16 protein-coding genes and 1 tRNA gene are annotated in these 17,686 nt (G+C 74.1%); 5 read left to right on the forward strand and 12 right to left on the reverse strand.

Annotated elements, in window-relative coordinates; genetic code table 11:
• Positions 1 to 25 precede the first annotated feature (25 nt).
• From QOZ86_RS11640 to QOZ86_RS11650, 3 genes are all read right to left on the reverse strand, one after another.
• The gene (locus QOZ86_RS11640; RefSeq protein ID WP_284492126.1) at positions 26 to 916 is read right to left on the reverse strand and encodes a 1,4-dihydroxy-2-naphthoyl-CoA synthase; all 891 of its coding nucleotides are present in this window, start codon (positions 914 to 916) and stop codon (positions 26 to 28) included.
• A gap of 120 nt (positions 917 to 1,036) precedes the next feature.
• Entirely contained in the window at positions 1,037 to 1,774 is a 738-nt protein-coding gene (locus tag QOZ86_RS11645) for a hypothetical protein (RefSeq protein ID WP_284492127.1), read from the reverse strand.
• Positions 1,775 to 1,991: 217 nt separating this feature from the next.
• Positions 1,992 to 2,468, reverse strand: a complete 477-nt coding sequence (locus tag QOZ86_RS11650) for an NUDIX domain-containing protein (RefSeq protein ID WP_284492128.1) — start codon at positions 2,466 to 2,468, stop codon at positions 1,992 to 1,994.
• A 153-nt stretch (positions 2,469 to 2,621) separates the two neighbouring features.
• Here QOZ86_RS11650 and QOZ86_RS11655 point away from each other — a divergent pair, with 153 nt between their 5' ends.
• The 3 genes from QOZ86_RS11655 to QOZ86_RS11665 all read left to right on the forward strand — a co-directional run bounded on the left by QOZ86_RS11655 (position 2,622) and on the right by QOZ86_RS11665 (position 5,064).
• On the forward strand, positions 2,622 to 3,080 hold the full coding sequence (locus QOZ86_RS11655) for a MaoC family dehydratase (RefSeq protein WP_284492129.1): 459 nt from the start codon (positions 2,622 to 2,624) through the stop codon (positions 3,078 to 3,080).
• A 164-nt stretch (positions 3,081 to 3,244) separates the two neighbouring features.
• Entirely contained in the window at positions 3,245 to 3,817 is a 573-nt protein-coding gene (locus QOZ86_RS11660) for an LOG family protein (protein WP_284492130.1), read from the forward strand.
• A gap of 131 nt (positions 3,818 to 3,948) precedes the next feature.
• A complete protein-coding gene (locus QOZ86_RS11665) occupies positions 3,949 to 5,064 on the forward strand; it encodes an NAD(P)/FAD-dependent oxidoreductase (protein WP_284492131.1) in 1,116 nt (371 codons plus the stop codon).
• 111 nt (positions 5,065 to 5,175) lie between these two features.
• Here the strand turns inward: QOZ86_RS11665 and QOZ86_RS11670 are convergent, their stop codons facing one another.
• Together QOZ86_RS11670 and QOZ86_RS11675 are read right to left on the reverse strand one after the other, a co-directional pair.
• Positions 5,176 to 6,009, reverse strand: coding sequence for a hypothetical protein (locus QOZ86_RS11670; RefSeq protein WP_284492132.1), 834 nt, complete (start codon positions 6,007 to 6,009; stop codon positions 5,176 to 5,178).
• Positions 6,010 to 6,693: 684 nt separating this feature from the next.
• Positions 6,694 to 6,780: transfer RNA gene (locus QOZ86_RS11675), tRNA-Ser, on the reverse strand.
• Between the two features lie 110 nt (positions 6,781 to 6,890).
• On the opposite strand from QOZ86_RS11675, the gene QOZ86_RS11680 reads away from it, so the two are divergent.
• A complete protein-coding gene (locus QOZ86_RS11680; protein ID WP_284492133.1) occupies positions 6,891 to 8,111 on the forward strand; it encodes an MFS transporter in 1,221 nt (406 codons plus the stop codon).
• 74 nt (positions 8,112 to 8,185) lie between these two features.
• Here QOZ86_RS11680 and QOZ86_RS11685 read toward each other — a convergent pair whose 3' ends face one another.
• The 5 genes from QOZ86_RS11685 to QOZ86_RS11705 all read right to left on the reverse strand — a co-directional run bounded on the left by QOZ86_RS11685 (position 8,186) and on the right by QOZ86_RS11705 (position 13,937).
• Complete coding sequence (locus QOZ86_RS11685; protein WP_284492134.1) at positions 8,186 to 9,232, reverse strand: ABC transporter ATP-binding protein; 1,047 nt, start codon at positions 9,230 to 9,232, stop codon at positions 8,186 to 8,188.
• A complete protein-coding gene (locus tag QOZ86_RS11690) occupies positions 9,229 to 10,377 on the reverse strand; it encodes an ABC transporter ATP-binding protein (RefSeq protein ID WP_284492135.1) in 1,149 nt (382 codons plus the stop codon). Before QOZ86_RS11690 ends, QOZ86_RS11685 begins: the two co-directional genes overlap by 4 nt.
• A 74-nt stretch (positions 10,378 to 10,451) precedes the next feature.
• Positions 10,452 to 11,450, reverse strand: a complete 999-nt coding sequence (locus tag QOZ86_RS11695; RefSeq protein WP_284492136.1) for an ABC transporter permease — start codon at positions 11,448 to 11,450, stop codon at positions 10,452 to 10,454.
• A gap of 22 nt (positions 11,451 to 11,472) precedes the next feature.
• Entirely contained in the window at positions 11,473 to 12,414 is a 942-nt protein-coding gene (locus QOZ86_RS11700) for an ABC transporter permease (protein WP_284492164.1), read from the reverse strand.
• Positions 12,411 to 13,937, reverse strand: coding sequence for an ABC transporter substrate-binding protein (locus QOZ86_RS11705; protein WP_284492137.1), 1,527 nt, complete (start codon positions 13,935 to 13,937; stop codon positions 12,411 to 12,413). Before QOZ86_RS11705 ends, QOZ86_RS11700 begins: the two co-directional genes overlap by 4 nt.
• Positions 13,938 to 14,111: 174 nt before the next feature.
• Here QOZ86_RS11705 and QOZ86_RS11710 point away from each other — a divergent pair, with 174 nt between their 5' ends.
• Positions 14,112 to 15,299 carry a hydroxymethylglutaryl-CoA reductase gene (locus QOZ86_RS11710; RefSeq protein WP_284492138.1) on the forward strand — a complete coding sequence of 396 codons (1,188 nt, stop codon included), beginning with the start codon at positions 14,112 to 14,114 and terminating at the stop codon, positions 15,297 to 15,299.
• 69 nt (positions 15,300 to 15,368) lie between these two features.
• On the opposite strand, the gene QOZ86_RS11715 is transcribed toward QOZ86_RS11710, so the two are convergent.
• Both QOZ86_RS11715 and QOZ86_RS11720 read right to left on the reverse strand, forming a co-directional pair.
• Positions 15,369 to 16,241 carry a MaoC family dehydratase gene (locus tag QOZ86_RS11715; RefSeq protein ID WP_284492139.1) on the reverse strand — a complete coding sequence of 291 codons (873 nt, stop codon included), beginning with the start codon at positions 16,239 to 16,241 and terminating at the stop codon, positions 15,369 to 15,371.
• Position 16,242: 1 nt separating this feature from the next.
• Complete coding sequence (locus QOZ86_RS11720) at positions 16,243 to 17,610, reverse strand: 3-oxoacyl-ACP reductase (RefSeq protein WP_284492140.1); 1,368 nt, start codon at positions 17,608 to 17,610, stop codon at positions 16,243 to 16,245.
• Between the last annotated feature and the right edge of the window lie 76 nt (positions 17,611 to 17,686).

A 17,686-nucleotide genomic window follows, 5' to 3' on the forward strand; every position in this document is an offset into this window, starting at 1 on the left:
TGGGACCTTCTGTACCGAAGGTCCCTCAGACGTGCCAGGGGAACCGGGCGAAGTCGGGATCGCGCTTCTCCAGGAACGCGTCCCGGCCCTCGACGGCCTCCTCGGCCATGTAGGCCAGCCGGGTGGTCTCGCCGGCGAACAGCTGCTGGCCGACCAGCCCGTCGTCGATGAGGTTGAACGAGTACTTGAGCATCCGCTGCGCCGTGGGGCTCTTGGCCACGATCTTCGTCCCCCACTCCAGCGCCGTGCGCTCCAGTTCGGCATGGGGGACGACGCGGTTGACCATGCCCATCGCGTGGGCGTCGGCCGCGGTGTACTCGTCGCCGAGGAAGAAGATCTCGCGGGCGAACTTCTGCCCGACCTGGCGGGCCAGGTAGGCCGAGCCGAAGCCGCCGTCGAAGCTGCCGACGTCGGCGTCGGTCTGCTTGAACCGGGCGTGCTCGGCACTGGCCAGGGTCAGGTCGGCGACGACGTGCAGGCTGTGCCCGCCGCCGGCCGCCCACCCGGGGACGACGCAGATGACCACCTTCGGCATGAACCGGATCAGCCGCTGCGCCTCGAGGATGTGCAGCCGGCCGCTCGAGCGACCCTTGTCGTGCTCGTAGCCGTACTTCCCGCGCACCCGCTGGTCGCCGCCGGAGCAGAACGCCCAGCCGCCGTCCTTCGGGCTCGGGCCGTTGCCGGTGAGGATCACGCAGCCGACGTCGGTGGACAGCCGCGCGTGCTCGAGCGCGGAGATCAGCTCGTCGACCGTCTGCGGCCGGAAGGCGTTGCGCACCTCCGGCCGGTCGAAGGCGATCCGGACGACACCGGCGTCGACGGCCCGGTGGTAGGTGATGTCGGCGAAGTCGAATCCCTCGACCTGCCGCCAGGCGGAGCTGTCGAAGATCTCGGAGACGTCGTCGCGGGCGCTCATGCGTCGAACCTAGCGAGACGGGGCCCGACCGCGACCCCAGGCCCGTGGTCGCCGCCCCCGTGCGGCACCGCTGGGGGTCGCGACCAGGAGGCTGGGATGACGATGACGGCGGCGCCGTCCTCAGCCGAGCAGGTCACCGGTGACGTCGTCGGTCTGCCTGGAGAGACTGACCAGGACGCCGTTCACCACCTGGCACGGGCAGGGGATGCCGTCGGCGTCGGTCTCCGGTTCGGGCTCGGGGGACGGCGGCGGGGGCGGGGGCGGCTGCTGCGCGGGTGGCTGCTGAGGAGCCGGCTGCGGCACCGGGGCGGGCTGCTGGGGCGCGGGCTGCGGCGCCGGAGCGGGCTGCTGGGCCGGCTGGGGAGCAGGCTGCGGCCGCTGTGCCGGCTGGGGTGCCGGGGCCCCGGCGGCCGTCCCGCCGTCGAGCGCCGCAGCCGGTGCCCGGCCGCCGTTGGTGGCCCCGGTCGCGCCGCCCGCCCAGCCACCGGTCGATCCGCCGGTGGCCGGGGATCCCGCGCCGGCGGCCGCCGAACCGCCGGTTCCGCTCGCCGATGCGCCGGTCCCGCCCGTCGAGCCGCCGGTCGCGGCGCCACCACCGGCGGCGCCGGACGTGTTGCCCGCAGGGTTCACCAGCGTCCCCGCGATCGCAGGAGTCCGGGCCGTACCCGTCGTGGCGCCGGGATCGGCCCCGCCGTCGGAACCACCGCCTCCGGTGCCCGTGCCACCGACGCTGCCGCCACCGGTGCTGCCGTCGTTCCCTCCACCGGTGAACACGCCCTCGGCGTCGCGCGAGGACGACGAGCTGTCGCTGCCGGAGCCCCAGCCGACGAGGAGCACCAGCGGCACGGCGATGAGCACGCCGGCACAGGCGAGCGCCAGGGCCAGCAGCAGCCCGGCGCGGCCGGACCGGCGCTCGTGGCGGCCTGCGCCGGAGGACGATGCGCCGCGGCGCGCGGTCTGGGACGAGCGGTGGCGGGGGCGGGACAGGGCCGGCTCCTTCGTCGTGCGGAGGTTGTCCCCGATGGGGCGCGGCCGATCGGGGACGTGGGGCCGGGACTGCCCACTCCCGCGCAATCTACTCGCCGGCGCCGTCCAGGAGTGGCCGGAGCCGGTCCAGCGAGGCGGCGAGCCCGGGATGCAGCGGCACCTCGTGCAGGGAGACGAGCGGCACCCACGCCACCCCGTCGCTCTCGCCGTCCAGCCGCAGCTCCGCCGCCTCGAACGGGTGCGCCGGGCGGGCCAGGACCGTCGTGTACGCCCACCCGCCGTGGTCGTCGACCGAGGAGACCCCGAGCACGACGTCGCCGGGCTGCAGGCCGAGCTCCTCCCCCACCTCCCGCAGCGCTCCGGTGGCCGGTGACTCGCCGGCGTGCAGGGCGCCGCCCGGGGTGCCCCAGGTCCCGCCGTGGTGCGACCACAGCGCGCGGTGCTGCAGCAGCACCTCGGCCCCGCCGGGGCCGTCGCGGTGGATCAGCAGGCCGGCGGCGCCGGCCCGGCCCCAGTGCCGGTGCCCCTGGGCGCACGTGGTCCAGCCGTCGGTCGAGCTCAGCACGCAGCCAGTCAACCCGCTGCCGGCATCCGGCCGCGACCGTAGGTGTCCTGCCGGAGCTCGGGCTCTGAGTGCACGTGCACTCAGAGCACTAGGTTCGACGGGGACACCCGCGCCGGACCGAAGCCCGGCGCCGACCGCTTCCGGAGGACCGCGATGAGCACCACGACGACCATGGCCGAGCTGAGCGGCCTGACCGGCACCGAGATGGGCACCAGCGACTGGTACGAGGTCACCCAGGAGCACGTGAACCTCTTCGCCGACGCCACCGGCGACCACCAGTGGATCCACATCGACGTGGAGCGGGCGACGAAGGAGAGCCCGTTCGGCGGCCCCATCGCCCACGGCTACCTCACCCTGTCGCTGCTGGTGCCGCTGCTCGGCCAGGTGATCACCGTGTCCGACACGGTCATGGGCGTGAACTACGGCCTGAACAAGGTCCGCTTCCCCTCCCCCGTGCCGGTCGGCTCGCGGGTGCGGCTGACCGCCACGCTGGCGAAGGTCGAGGACGTCGCCGGCGGCAAGCAGCTGACCTTCTCCTGCGTCGTCGAGCGCGAGGGCGGTGACAAGCCGGTCTGCATCGCCGAGCCGGTCTACCGCTACTACGGCGGCTGAGAAAGGACCCCCAGAAGGACCCCCTGAAGGGCCCCGTCCTCCCCACCGCTCGCAGGCTCGCGGCGGTGCCCTGGACGCGGCCGCTCGACCTCTCGCAGGCTCGCGGCGAGCCTCCGGACGGGGCCGAGTGCGGCCTGCGCCGGTGCCCGGCATAGCCTCCTCTGGTGCGGATCGCCGTCTTCACCGGGTCCCACGCCGGCCCCGCGTCGCACACCGCGGCGGCCACGGCCTTCGCCACCGCGCTGGCGGAGGCCGGCGTCGGCATCGTCTACGGCGGCGGGCACGTCGGGATGATGGGCACCGTCGCCGACGCCGCGCTGGCCGCAGGCGGCGAGGTCATCGGCGTCATGCCGCAGCATCTCGTCGACGACGAGGTGGCCCACCGGGGGCTGCCGCGCCTGGACGTCGTCGGCTCGATGCACGAGCGCAAGGCCCGGATGGCCGAGCTGGCCGACGCCTTCGTCGCCCTGCCCGGCGCCGCCGGCACCCTCGAGGAGCTGTTCGAGGCCTGGACCTGGGGAATGCTCGGGTTGCACGCCAAGCCCGCGGCACTGCTCGACGTCGACGGCTTCTGGCAGCCGCTGCTGGCCCAGCTGCGGCGGATGGTCGACGACGGCTACCTCGACGCCCGGCGGCTGGATGCCCTCGGCGCGGTCGGCGACGCCGGGGCGCTGCTGCGGTTCGTCGAGACCTACGAGCACCCGCCGCGGAAGTGGACCGCACCCCCCGCCCCCTGACCGGCAGGGGGGACGTCCGGTACGGGAAGTCCCCCCGCGGCCGGACATCCGGTGCGGAAGGCCCGGCGCAGGACCGGCCGCGGAGGGGCTCCGGCGCGCGCCCGGGGACGGCGCTGCCTAGCGTCGGGTCCGTGGAGCACTGGGACGTGGTGGTCGTCGGCGGAGGCCCGGCCGGTGCCGCCGCCGCGCTGGCGGCCCGCCGCAGCCGTCCCTCCGCGCGCGTCCTGGTCCTGGACCGGGCCGACTTCCCCCGGGACAAGGTGTGCGGCGACGGCATCGCCGCCGAGGCCCTCGACGTCCTCGCCGGGCTGGGCATCCCCCCGGCGGCGGTCACCGAGGGCTACCCGGCCGTGCCCCGGCTGCGGCTGCGCTCGCCCGGCGGGACGACGGTGGAGCGCGCCACCGCCCGCCCCTCGTACGTGGTCCCCCGCGCGGTCCTCGACGCCCGGCTCATCGCGGCGGCCCAGGAGGCCGGCGCGGTGCTGCGCCGGTGGCAGGTGCGCGACGTGCAGGTGCGGGACGGGCACGTGCAGCTGGACCGGGCGCTCACTGCCGACGTCCTCATCGGGGCCGACGGCGCCGAATCGGTGGTCCGTCGCGCCGTCGGCGTCCGGCCCAACCTCCCCTCCCAGCTGGCGATCGCCCTGCGCGGCTACGCACCGGAGCCGCCCGGGCAGCGCGGCGTCCAGGTCATCACCACCACCGAGCAGCGCTGGCCGGCCTACGCCTGGTCCTTCCCCCTCGGCGACGGACGGGCCAACGTGGGGTACGGCGAGCTGGTCTCCGGCGGCGCCACCCGGGCCGGCCTCGTCGACGGCCTGCACCGCCTGCTGCCCGGGGTCGAGCCCGACGGGCTGAAGGCCCACCGGCTGCCGCTGAGCACCGGCCGGCCGCGCCAGCCCGACGGGCGGGTGCTGCTCGCCGGCGACGCCGCCGCGCTGATCAACCCGCTCACCGGCGAGGGCATCTTCTACGCCGTCCTCTCCGGCGCCCTGGCCGGAGCGGCGGCCGCCTCCGGCGCGGACGCCGGCGCAGGCTACCGGCGGGCGCTGGGCCACCGTCTGGGCCGGCACCTCGGGCACTCGTCCGTCGCCTCGCGGCTCAGTCGCTGGCCGGTGCTCATGGACGCCGTCTTCCGCGCCGCCGCGGCCGAGCAGCGGGTGTTCGACGACGTCGTCGCGCTCGGTCTCGCCGACGGGCGGCTGGGCGTGACCACCCTCGCCGCGGCCGCGCGATCCCTGCGCTGACCCGGAGGCCTGCGGTCAGCCGACCGCGGCCTCGACCCGGCCCGCCCGTCGGCACGAGCGGCCGGTAGCTGCAGGTGCTGTCGGCCAGTCCGGCGGAGATCCGTGCGGAACTCAGCGCAGCGCCGTCACCAGGGAACAGCCCACCTCCCCGAACGTCTGGACGACGAAGCCCAGCTGGGCCAGCGTGCAGGCGACCGCGTCGTTCATCAGCTGCTGCACCGCGGCGTCGGCCGCCGTGCCCCGCACACCCTGCACGCTCATCCGGTCGTGCGTGCGCCAGCCGACCAGGACGCCCCCGGATGCGACGTCGGGCACCAGGCACACCCCGCCGGCCGGGCGCCCGCCGGCTGCGTCGTGCAGCGGCAGCCCCGCCTCGACCAGCGCCGCGGCCACCTCGACCACCAGGGTGGTCAGCGGGTCGGTGTCGCTGAGCAGCGCGTCCCAGTCCTCGGGCAGCCGGTCCAGCTGATCGCCGAGCTCGGCCAGCCAGGACCGGTCCACCGGGGAGGGCCGGGGCGCGATCGTCGCATCAGCGCGCCGGACGCCGTGGACGGCGATGGCTGCCAGCTCGCCGGCGAGGGCGGCCCACTCCGCGTCGACCTGGTCGTCGAACGGTCCGGCCAGCACCTGCGCCGCGTCGTCGACGAGCCACCAGGCCGGGCCGGTCGGGGCCTGCGGCGCGGGAGCGGGACGGACGGCGACCGCGATCGCCTGCCCCTGCCCCTGCCCGTCGGCGGCGGCGGCACCGGGCCGGGTGGCGGCGCGGCGGCCCGCGGGGTGGTTGTCCGCCCGCGGGGCGACCACCGGCCGCGGCTGCTGCGCGGCGTTGCGGGCGAACTCGTACCGAGCCGTCGACGTGGCCCCGAGCGCGACCACCACGGCGATGCACGAGAGGAAGCCCACCAGCGTCACGACCGGCCACACCAGCATCGAACCCACGACCACGGGGCCACTCCTCAGCACGTACTGCCGCGGCTGGGAAGTGCCGCGGACAGGGCAGACGCTAGGGGCCTCCGGACTCCTCCTCGGCAGTTCCGGACCCGCCGCTGACCGCCCGTCACCGGATCGTTGTCCCAGGCCCGGCGGGCGGGCGGTGACCCGCACTCCGGCGCGCCGCCTTGTCGACATGCACCGCGCCCACCTGCGGAAACGGGGTTCCCGCGTGCCGGTCACGCCGGGGCGGCACGCCCGCCCGGCATGTCGCGGGGCTGCCCTCCGCCGAGGCGCCACGGGCCCAGGAGTGCCCTCCAGGCATAGGAAGCTATGCATGCGGTTTCGGAGCAGGATCCGTATGCATAGCTTCCTATGCCCGACCGGCCCCGGGTACGTCTCCTGGGCACGCACCTGCGGACCATCGCGTCGACCGGCTCGCTCACCCTGCCGGGGGCGACGCCATCCACCACACTCGCGGTGGAGCCGCCAGCGTCCGCCGGCCTGACGGAACCTCGAGGAATGAGGAACTCATGACACTGCAACCGTCGACCCCCGGCACCACCGGACGCCGTCCCGCCCGTCTCCGCGCCACGCTGGTCGGCCTGTTGGCGGTGCTGAGCTGGCTGCTCGCCGGATGCGGCGACCCTGACGACGACGATGGCGGCGGCGGTTACGTGGCGCAGGGATCGGTCGACGCGGAGGGCGTGGGATTCGAACCCACGATGGGTTTGACCCCATAGCGGTTTTCAAGACCGCCGCCATCGGCCACTAGGCGAGCCCTCCTGGCGTCGTCGAGGCTAGTGCGTCGCCGGGCGCCGGGCGCGAGGGGCGTCGTCCCGGACGTCGCCGCACCCGATGCCGGCGAGCGGGAGGCGGAGGGCCAGCATGGAGCCATGGCACCGGGCACCGAGGCGCACCAGGTTCCGGGCACCCGTCGCTCAGGGTGGGTACTGGCGCTCCCGGCCGTCGCACTCGTGCTCGTGGCGCTGTGCCTGCGCGCCCCGTTCGCCGCCGTCGGCCCGCTGCTCGGGGAGCTCGGCGAGGAGCTGTCGCTCTCCACCGGCGCGCTCGCCGTCGTCACCGCCCTGCCGCTGGTGTGCTTCGGGCTGGTCTCCCCGTTCGCGCCGGCGCTGGCGACCCGCTTCGGTCTGCACCGTGCGGTGCTCCTCGGCGTCATCGCCATCGCCGTCGGCGTGGCCCTGCGCCTGGCCGGCGCTCCCGGGCTCTACGTCGGCACCGTGGTGCTCACCGGCGGCATCGCCGTCGGCAACGTGCTCCTGCCCGCGGCCGCCCGCGCGGAGTACGGCAACCGGAGCGCGCTCGTCCTCGGCATGATCGTCGCCTCGATGGCGGCCTCGGCCAGCATCGGTGCCGGCCTCGCCCAGCCGCTGGCCGATGCCGCCGGCAGCGCGCTCACCGGCCTGGCGCTCTGGGGCGCGCTGGTGCTCGCGGCGCTCGTCGCCATGGCGGCGCTCACCCGCGCGCGGCGCGACGTACCGCGGCCGGCGGCCGCACCGCAGGGTGCCCGCACGGCCGTGCTGCGCGACCGCGTGGCGCTCGCCGTCACCCTGTTCTTCGGGTTCCAGTCGCTGACCTTCTACTCGATGCTGACCTGGCTGGCCGACATCCTGGAGGCCGAGGCCGGGATCTCCCCCGTCGCCGCGGGCGGCATCCTGGCGCTGGCGGTCGCGCTGGGCCTCCCGGCGTCCCTCCTGGTCCCGCCGCTCGCCGCCCGCCGGCCCGGCCAGGGCGGCTGGGTGCTCGCCGGCTGCCTGCCGGTCCTCGCCGGACTGCTCGGGCTGCTCCTCGCCCCCGCGGTCGCTCCGCTGCTGTGGGCGCTGCTCTACGGGATCGGCACCGGCACGGCGTTCCCGCTGGCCATGGCGCTGATCCTGCAGCGCACCCGGGACGTCGGCCAGACCGGCCGGCTGTCGGCGTCCGCGCAGAGCCTGGGGTACCTGCTGGCCGCGAGCGGACCGCTCGCCCTCGGCCTGCTGCACGAGGCCACCGGCGGCTGGGCGGCCGGTCTCGTGCTGCTGCTGGGAGTCGTCACCGCGCAGCTCGCCGTCGGGTTGGCCGCCGCCCGCCCCCGGCTGGTGGGCGACGCGGTCTGAGCCGCCCCGACCCTGGGTTGATCATCGGCAGGTGGCAGCCGCCGCCGGCGTGGCGACCAGCCATCTGCCGATGATCAACGGGAGGAAGGCTCGGCGGTGACGCCCTCCGGGGTCTTCGTCACCGGGGTGCCGACGACGCCGTGCAGGTGGCACGCCGCCAGCTGGCCGGGCGCCCCGGCCGGCTGGAGCGCCGGGTCGACGTCGTCGCACGGCTCGAACACGTACGGGCAGCGGGTGCGGAACCGGCAGCCGCTGGGCACCGCCGACGGCGAGGGAACGTCGCCGGTGAGCACGATCCGCCGGCGGGCCCGCTCCTGTGCCGGGTGCGGCACAGGCACCGCCGAGAGCAGCGCCTGCGTGTAGGGCATCTGCGGATCGCTCCCCACGGCCGCGGCGGGCCCGATCTCCACCACCCGGCCCAGGTACATGACCGCGATCCGGTCGGAGATGTGCCGGACGGCGGACAGGTCGTGCGAGATGAACAGCAGCGTGAGCCCGAGCTGCCGCTGCAGCCGGCGCAAGAGGTTGAGCACCTGGGCCTGGACGCTGACGTCGAGAGAGGCGATCGCCTCGTCGCAGACCAGGAGGTCCGGCTCCCCCGCGAGCGCACGGGCGAGGCCGACCCGCTGCCGCTGCCCGCCGGAGAACTCGTGCGGATAGCGGCCGGCCACCGCGGGGTCCAGCCCCACCAGCTCCAGCAGCTCGCCCACCCGGCCCGCCCGCTCCCGCTTGCCCGACCGCAGCCCGTGCACCTCCAGGGGCTCGCTGACCGTCTGCGCCACGGTGCGCCGCGGGTCGAGCGAGGCGAACGGGTCCTGGAACACCATCCCGGCCCGGCGGCGCATCTCCTTGAGGCCACGGCGGTCCAGCGAGGTGACGTCGGTGCCGTCGAAGGTCACCGTGCCGCCGGTGGGCGGGACCAGCCGCAGCAGCGCGTTGCCCAGCGTGGACTTCCCGCAGCCGGATTCCCCCACCAGGCCGAGGGTCTCCCCGCGCAGGATGTCGAGGTCCACGCCGTCGACCGCCCGCAGCAGGCCGCCGGCCCTGCCGCGCAGCCCTCCGCCACCGACGGGGAAGTGCACCTCGAGCCCACGCGCGGAGACCAGGACGTCGTCGGTCATCGCGCGCCTCCCGAGGGACTTCCCGTACCGGAGGTCCCCGCCACGGCCGGGCTCCCGGTACCGGAGGTCCCCTCGGCGCACCAGGTCGCCGCCCGGTGCGGCAGGTGGGCGCGGTCGCCCTCGTGCGCGCCGGACGGGGTCGCGCCAGACACGGTCGTGCCGGACGCGGTCGCACCGGCGCCAGCCGCGGCCCGGGAGACGATCGCCAGCGGCGGCTGCTCGTCCTCGCAGCGCGGGTCCGAGCGCACCGGGCAGCGCGGCCAGAACACGCACCCCGGCGGCAGGTCGGTGGGCGGCGGCGGCAGCCCGGGCACCGCGGTGAGCTCGGGCACCTCGCCGTCGGGCCCCACCGGCGCGGCGAGGTCGGGCAACGAGCCGAGCAGGCCGCGGGTGTACGGGTGCGCCGGCCGCTCCAGGACGTCGTCGACGGTGCCGTCCTCCACGCACCGGCCGCCGTACATGACCAGCACCCGGTCGGCGATCCCGGCGACCACCCCGAGGTCGTGGGTGATCCAGATGACGCCGGTGCCGTGCTCGTCCTGAAGCTTCTCGACCAGGTCGATGATCTGCGCCTGCACCGTCACGTCCAGCGCCGTGGTGGCCTCGTCGGCGATGAGCAGCGACGGCGAGTTCGACAGCGCGATCGCGATGACGACCCGCTGGCGCATGCCGCCTGAGAGCTCGTGCGGATAGCGGTCCAGGGCGCGGTCGGGATCGGGCAGCCCCACCTCGCGCAGCAGGTCGGCCGCCCGGGCGCGGGCGGCGGGCTTGGAGACGTCGCCGTGCGCGCGGATGCCCTCGACCAGCTGCCGGCCAATGGTGAGCACCGGGTTCAGCGAGGTCATCGGGTCCTGGAAGACCATGCCGGCGCCCGGGCCGCGCACTTCCCGCAGCCGGTCGGGCGACATGGCCAGCAGGTCCTCGCCCTGCAGCCGCGCCGTCCCGGTGACGGTCGCGACGCGCGCCGGCAGCAGGCCCAGCAGCGCGAGCACCGACACGCTCTTGCCGCTGCCGGACTCCCCGACGACGGCGACGGTCTCCCCCGCGCCCACGGTGTAGCTCAGCCCGTTGACGACGTCGGCCGGCCCGCGCGGGGTGCGCAGCCGCACCCGCAGGTCCTCGACCGCCAGCACCGGCTGATTCACCGGCTCGCTCCCGCGGGGCGCTCCGCTCCTCGCTCGTTCCTCGCTGCGATGCTCACGCCCCTGTCCGCTCGCTGTCACTTCCCGCCCCCGGCCATCAGCGTCCGCTGCCGCGGGTCCAGCGCGTCCCGCAACCCGTCGCCGAGCAGGTTGAAGCAGAGCACGGTCAGGAAGATCGCCATCCCGGGGAAGAAGGCCAGCCACCAGGCCAGCTCGATGTAGCCGCGCCCCTCGGCCAGCATCAGCCCCCACGACGGGTTCGGTGGCTGGGTGCCGAGGCCGAGGAACGACAGCGCCGCCTCGGCGAGCACCGCGAAGGCCAGGCTGATGGAGGTCTGCACGATGATCGGCGGCGCGGCGTTCGGGAGGATGTGCCGGGTCAGGAGCCGCCAGTCCGAGGCCCCCACCGACCGGGACGCCCGCACGTACACCTCCTCGCGCACGCCGAGCACGCTGGCGCGGGTGACCCGGGCGAAGATCGGCGTGTAGACGATGCCGATCGCCAGCGCGGTGTTGCCCGACCCCGGTCCGCGCACCGCCAGCACGGCGATCGCCAGCAGCACCGCGGGGAAGGCGAACAGCATGTCCATGAACCGCATGAGGACGTCGTCCACCCACTTGCCGTAGTAGCCGGCGAGCAGGCCGATCAAGGTGCCGGCGACCAGCGCGAAGCCGACGGCGAAGAAGCCGACCTTGAGCGACACCGAGGCGCCGAGGATGACCCGGCTGAGGATGTCGCGGCCGAGGTCGTCGGTGCCGAAGGGGTGCGCCCAGCTGGGCGACTGCAGCCGCTCGTCCACCGAGATGTCGTTGGCGCCCTCGGAGGCGAACGTGTCGTCGAAGACCGCCACGATCACGATGAACAGCAGCACCAGCGAGGCGATCGCCGCCGTCGGGTTGTGCGCCAGCAGGCTGAGCGTCTCCCGCCACCGGGGGCGGGCCGGGCGCAGCGACGGCGGCCCGGACTGCGTCTCCCGCTGCGGCGATCCGCCGGGAGGCTCCTCCGGCGTCTCCGGTCGGCGTGCGTCGTCCGGCTCCTGGTAGGGCGGGGGCCCGGGTGTCGGCTGGATGCTCATGGCAGCAGGACTCGGCTGGATGTCATCGCCTGATCCGCGGGTCGATGGCGGTGTAGAGCAGGTCGACGATCAGATTGATCACCAGGAACACCACCGCGAACAGCAGGATCGCCCCCTGCAGGACCGGGTAGTCGCGGGCCTCCACCGCCTGGAGCGCCAGCTGCCCGAGGCCCGGCCAGGAGAAGACGATCTCCACGACGACGACGCCGGACAGCAGGTAGGCCAGCTGCACACCGGTCACGGTGACCAGCGGCAGCAGCGCGTTGCGCAGCACGTGCCAGGTGAACACCTGCCGGGTGCCCAGCCCCTTCGCCTGTGCCGTCCGGACGTGGTCCGAGCCCAGCGCCTCCAGCATGCTGGAGCGCACGAACCGGGTGATCACCGAACCGGACACCACACCGGTGACCAGCGCCGGCATGAGCAGCCGCTGGAGCCACGCGCCGGGGTCCTCGCTGATCGGCACGTACCCGCCGGAGGGCAACCAGCCCAGCGTCCCGGCGAAGACCAGGATGAGCACGATGCCCATCCAGAAGTCGGGCACCGAGATGCCGAACTGGCTGATCACCGTGGCCACCCGGTCGACCAGCGAGCGCGGCCTCAGCGCGGAGACCGTCCCGAGCGGGATCGCGATCAGCAGCGCCACCAGGATCGAGGCGAACGCCAGGGTCAGGGTGGCCGGCAGCCGTTCGGCGATCTGCGAGGTCACGGTCTCCCCGCTGCGGAAGCTGACCCCCAGGTCTCCGGTCAGGGCCCGGCCGAACCAGGTGAAGAACTGCTCGACCAGCGGCTGGTCGAGCCCCGACCGCTCGCGGAGGGCGTCGTAGGTCTCCTGGGAGAACCGCGTGCCCAGGGCGAGCCGCACCGGATCGCCCGGTACGAGGTGCACCAGGCCGAACACGATGACGCTCACCCCGGCGAGGACGACCAGCGACTGGCCGACCCGCCGGACCAGGTAACCGGTCAGGGCAGCTCCACGTCCTCGAAGTTGATCGCCCGGTCCGGCCGGATCGTGTAGCCGCTGAGCCCGGGCGCCCAGGCCTGCACGACGTTCGGGTTGTAGAGGTACAGGTACGAGACGTCGTCCACGATCATCTCGATCGCCTGGTCGTAGAGGTCCTTGCGGGTGTCGGGGTCGGTCTCGCTGGAGGCCGCCTGCAGAAGCTGGTCGACCTCCGGGTTGCTGTAGCCCTGGTAGTTGTTCACCCCGCCGGTGATGTGCTGGGAGTGGTAGTAGTCGAACGGATCCAGGTTTCCCAGCCAGCCGAGCATGAAGGCGTCGAAGTCACCCTGCGCCTGCCGGTCCAGCCAGGTCGCGAAGTCCACCGTCTGGACGTCGACGTCGATCCCGATCGGCTCGAGCTGGCTGGCGATCACCTGGGCTGCGGTCACCGTCTCGGGGAACTCGTCGGTGACCATCAGCCCCATGTCGATGGGGAGCTCGACGCCGGACTCCTCCAGCAGCTGCCGGGCCGCTTCGGCGTCGGCCTCGAACGGCGCATAGTCCGACGCGAAGAAGTTGCCCTCGGGGATGGCCGTCTGGTTGGCCTGGGCCGCACCGAAGCGGGCCGCCTCGGTGACCGCCTCCCGGTCGATCGCCGTCGCGATCGCCTGGCGGACCAGCGGGTTGTCGAACGGCGGGCGGGCGAAGTTCATCGACATGTACCAGTAGTCGACGCTCGGGATGCTCTCCAACTGGACGTCCTCGTTGCCCTGCAGGGCTTCGATCTGCTGGGGCGGCACGTTGTCGGTCCACTGCACCTCGCCGTTCTCCAGCGCGGTGAGCGCCGCGGCCGGCTCGGTGATGTAGCGGAACTCGACGCCGCCGAGCTCCGGCGCACCACCCCAGTAGTCCTCGTAGGCGGCCAGCTCGGTGCTGCTGGCGTCGGAGCTCTCCAGCGTGAACGGCCCGGTGCCCACGGCCTCGGTGGTGAGGTCGTACTCCTCCGCGGCGCCTTCGGGGATGATCGCGGTGCCCTTGAAGCCACCGATCAGCGCAGGCAGGTTCGGGGTGGGCTGGGAGAGCGTGATCTGCACCGTCTGCGGATCGACCGCCTCGACCGACTCGACGTTCTCGAACCGGTAGGCGTTCTGCAGCTCCTCGTCGATGATCCGGTTGAAGGAGTAGACGACATCGGCGGCGTCGAACTCCGTGCCGTCGTGGAAGGTGACGCCCTCGCGCAGGTTGAACGTCCAGGTGAGCCCGTCCTCGCTGATCTCCCAGTCGGTGGCCAGGCTCGGCTCCATCGTCAGGTCGTCGGGGTTCGGGACGACCAGGGTGTCGTAGACGTTCTCGAGCACCTGGAAACTGGGATAGGCACTGGTGACGTGCGGGTCGAACTGGTCGGGCTGGGCGCTGACCGCCGCCACCAGCACGTCGTCGCCGCCGCCACCGCCACCACCGGTGTCGACGCTCTCCCCACCTCCGCTGCACGCGGTGAGGCCCAGCGCTCCGACGGCGGCGAGGGACAGGAGTCGGGTCGGGCGCACGGGAACCTCCGGGGTCGGGGCAGGTCGTCCACCCCGACCTTGCTCCCGTCCTCGCAGGTTGGCGACCCGAACCGGCGTGATCGTTGCCGGTTCGAGATCCGTCGGCGAACGAGCGACGCCGGGTGACTCAGCTCACACTGGAGCCCACCACACCGCCGTCCCGGAGAGGTCCCCATGACCGACGCCCACTCCTCGCACCGTGCCCGCATCCCCCGCGACCGGGAGCACGACTACACGGACGAGATGGCGCACAAGCGGCAGGCCTTCGTCGCCGAGCAGACCGGCGCGGGGCTCGAGCACGTCGGCCGCTACTCCATCGACCCCGCCGCCCTGCCGGGGAACGTCGAGAACTTCACCGGCGTCGCCCAGGTGCCCATCGGCGTGGCCGGGCCGCTGACGGTGCGCGGCGAGCACGCCCACGGCGACTTCCTCGTGCCGCTGGCCACGACCGAGGGCACGCTGGTGGCCAGCTACAACCGCGGCATGCGGCTGATCGGCGAGTGCGGCGGCGTGCGGACCACGGTCGTCGACGACCACATGCAGCGGGCGCCCGCCTTCATGTTCGACAACGCGCTGGAGGCCCGGGAGTTCGGCCGCTGGGTGGACGAGAACCTCGACGGCATCCGGGCGGCGGCGGAGTCGACCACCCGCTCGGGGAAGCTCACCTACATCGGCCAGCACCAGATCGGCCCGCTGCGCTACCTGCGGGTCAACTACACGACCGGGGACGCCGCCGGCCAGAACATGACCGGCAAGGCGACGCTGGCCGCCTGCGAGTGGATCCGCGAGGACCACCCCGACCACCCGCGTTACGTGCTCTCCGGTGCGATCGACACCGACAAGAAGCACTCGCAGATCAACATGCTGATGACCCGCGGCAAGCGCGTCGTCGCCGAGGTGACGATCCCGAACGAGGTGCTGAAGCGGGTCACCGGCGTCGACACCCGGCAGCTGTTCGAGTACCGGCAGGTCGGCATGGCCGGAGCGTTCATGTCCGGCGCGGCCTACAACGGCGCGCACGCGGCCAACGGGCTGACCGCGATGTTCATCGCCACCGGGCAGGACGCCGCCAACGTCGCCGAGTCGCACTCCGGCGTCACCTACACCCAGCTGCTGGAGAACGGCGACTACTACTGGTCGACGACGCTGACCTCGCTCATCGTCGCCACCTACGGCGGGGGCACCGGGCTGCCGACGCAGCGGGAGTGCCTGGAGATGCTCGGCTGCTACGGCAAGGACAAGGTGCGGAAGTTCGCCGAGATCTGCGCCGGCGTCGTGCTCGCCGGCGACATCTCGCTCACCTCGGCGATCCTGGCCGGCGACTGGGTGACCAGCCACGACCAGCTGGGCCGCAACCGCTGAGCCCCTGCCCTGTTGATCATCGGCGGGTGGCTGACACTGACGGCGTGCCGGACGACCACCCGCCGATGATCAACTCGGGGAACCGCGTCCTCGGGCGCGGACCGTCCCCACGACGTGCTCGGTGCCGCTCCTGGCGTTGCGGACGGCGACGTCCCAGCCGCCGCCGGCCTGCGCCGTGGCGAGGGTGACCGTCGACGGCAGGAACAGCGGCTTGCGGAAGCCGACGTCGACGGTGAAGGCCTCCGGGAGCCGGTTGACCAGCGCCGCCAGGACCCGGGCCTTCACCCACATGCCGTGCGCGATCGCCCGTTTGAAGCCGAACGCCTTCGCCGTCAGCCCCGAGAGGTGGATCGGGTTCACGTCGCCGGAGACCGTGGCGTAGCGCCAGCCGGCGTCGTCGGGGACCCGCCAGACGGCCGCCGCCCGCCCCAGGTCGCCGACCGCCACCGTGACGTCGGACTCCGGCGCGCCCTCGGGCGCCGTGGCGCCCCGTGCCAGGTACGTCGAGCGGGCGCGCCAGACCTCCGCGCCGCCGGCGGAGACCGACGCGCAGAGGTCGACGGTCGCCCCGCTGCGGTGCGTGGCGAACCGCTCGGCCCACACCTCGAGGTCGAGGCTCTCGGTGGCGCCGATGGGGCGGACGACGTCGATCCGGTTCCGCACGTGCACCAGGCCGGGCAGGGCCAACGGGAACGAGCGGTCGCCCATCAGCGCCATCTGCAGGGGGAAGGTCAGCAGGTGCGGATAGGTGGGCGGCAGCGAGTCGGTGAGGGGGAACCCGCAGATGCGGGCGTAGCCGGCCAGGTTCCCGCCGTCCACGGTCACGCCGGTGCGGGCCAGGTGCGTGTCGGGCAGGTCGCCGCCCCGGCCGCGCGCCGTGAGCGCGGCCCGGGCGAACAACGCCGCCATGCTCGGCGGCCGCTCCAGCTCCGTGGGAGCCACCTCAGGCCCCCAGCATCGACTGGCCGCAGACCCGCACGGTCTGGCCGTTGACCCCGGCGCTGCCCGGCTGCGACAGCCAGGCGATCGTCTCGGCGACGTCGACCGGCAGCCCGCCCTGCTGCAGCGAGTTGATCCGCGAGCCGATCTCGCGGGTGCCCACCGGCATCCTCGCCGTCATCTCGGTGACGATGAACCCCGGCGCGACGGCGTTGATCGTGGCGCCGCGCTCGGCGAACCGCGGTGCCCAGGCGCGCACCATGCCGATGACGCCGGCCTTGCTCGCCGCGTAGTTGGTCTGCCCCCGGTTGCCGGCGATGCCCGACTGCGAGGAGACGCAGACGATGCGGGCGTCGTCCTCCAGCACATCGGCGTCCAGCAGGGCCTGGGTGATGTCCAGCTGCGCCTGCAGGTTCACCGCCATCACCGAGTTCCAGCGGACGGCGTCCATGTTGACCAGCAGCTTGTCGCGCGTGATCCCGGCGTTGTGCACGACGACGTCCACGCCCTGTCGTCCGTCCGCGGCGCGCCGCTCCCGCAGGTGCTCGACCAGCCGCTGCGGGGCGTCGTCTGCGGTGATGTCGAGCTGGAACGCCGTCCCGCCGATGCCGTTGGCCACCTCCGCCAGCAGGTCGCCGGCCGCCGGGATGTCGACGGCGACGACGTGCGCGCCGTCCCGCGCCATGACCTGCGCGATCGAGGCACCGATCCCGCGAGCGGCACCGGTGACGACTGCGACCTTGCCGGCCAGCGGCTTCTCGTCGTCCTCACGGGTCGGGACGTCGGCCGGCGAGAGCGTGAGCAGCTGCCCGTCGACGTACGCCGAGCGGCCCGAGAGGAAGAACCGCAGCGGGCCGGCCAGCGAGTCCTCGGCCCCTTCGGGGACGTAGACGGCGTTCGCCGTCGACCCGTCCAGCAGCTCCTTCGCGACGGAGCGGACCAGTCCGTCCACCGCCTGCCGGGCCGCGGCCTGCGCCGGGGAGCCGGCGTCCGAGGGCGGCTCGGCCAGGATCAGCACCCGGCCCGACGGGCGCAGTCGCTTGATCGCCGGGGCCAGGAAGCCGTGCGCGCCGGCGAGGTCGCCCGGGCCGGTGAGCCCGGTCGCGTCGAGGATGACGGCGGCGAGCTTCTCGCCGTCGGTGCCGCCGTCGGCCGTCACCGGGGACTGCACGGTCACCCCGGCGTCCCGCAGGACGGCGGTGACCGTGTTCCGGAGCCGGCCCTCACCGGCCGAGCCGACGACCGCCGGACCCGGCAGCAGCGGCTGACCGGGCTCGTAGCGGCGCAGCACCGCCGGGCGCGGCAGTCCCAGCTGCCTGGTGATCGTGGTGCCGAAGCCGGAATTGGCGAAGGTGGTGTACCAGTCGCTCACGGGAGAACCTCCAGGAAAGTGGTCGGGGTGCACGCCGCCGAGGTCGAGCCGCCCGGCCGGATGGGGAGCCGCGCCG

It is taken from the genome of Blastococcus capsensis (assembly GCF_030165005.1).
GTDB classification, from domain to species: Bacteria; Actinomycetota; Actinomycetes; order Mycobacteriales; family Geodermatophilaceae; genus Blastococcus; species Blastococcus capsensis.

Coding starts and splice junctions, on each gene's coding strand:
- QOZ86_RS11695 (WP_284492136.1), bottom strand. CDS start 11,450: ATGAGCATCCAGCCGACACCCGGGCCCCCGCCCTACCAGGAGCCGGAC.
- QOZ86_RS11680 (WP_284492133.1), top strand. CDS start 6,891: ATGGCACCGGGCACCGAGGCGCACCAGGTTCCGGGCACCCGTCGCTCA.
- QOZ86_RS11685 (WP_284492134.1), bottom strand. CDS start 9,232: ATGACCGACGACGTCCTGGTCTCCGCGCGTGGGCTCGAGGTGCACTTC.
- QOZ86_RS11710 (WP_284492138.1), top strand. CDS start 14,112: ATGACCGACGCCCACTCCTCGCACCGTGCCCGCATCCCCCGCGACCGG.
- QOZ86_RS11655 (WP_284492129.1), top strand. CDS start 2,622: ATGAGCACCACGACGACCATGGCCGAGCTGAGCGGCCTGACCGGCACC.
- QOZ86_RS11640 (WP_284492126.1), bottom strand. CDS start 916: ATGAGCGCCCGCGACGACGTCTCCGAGATCTTCGACAGCTCCGCCTGG.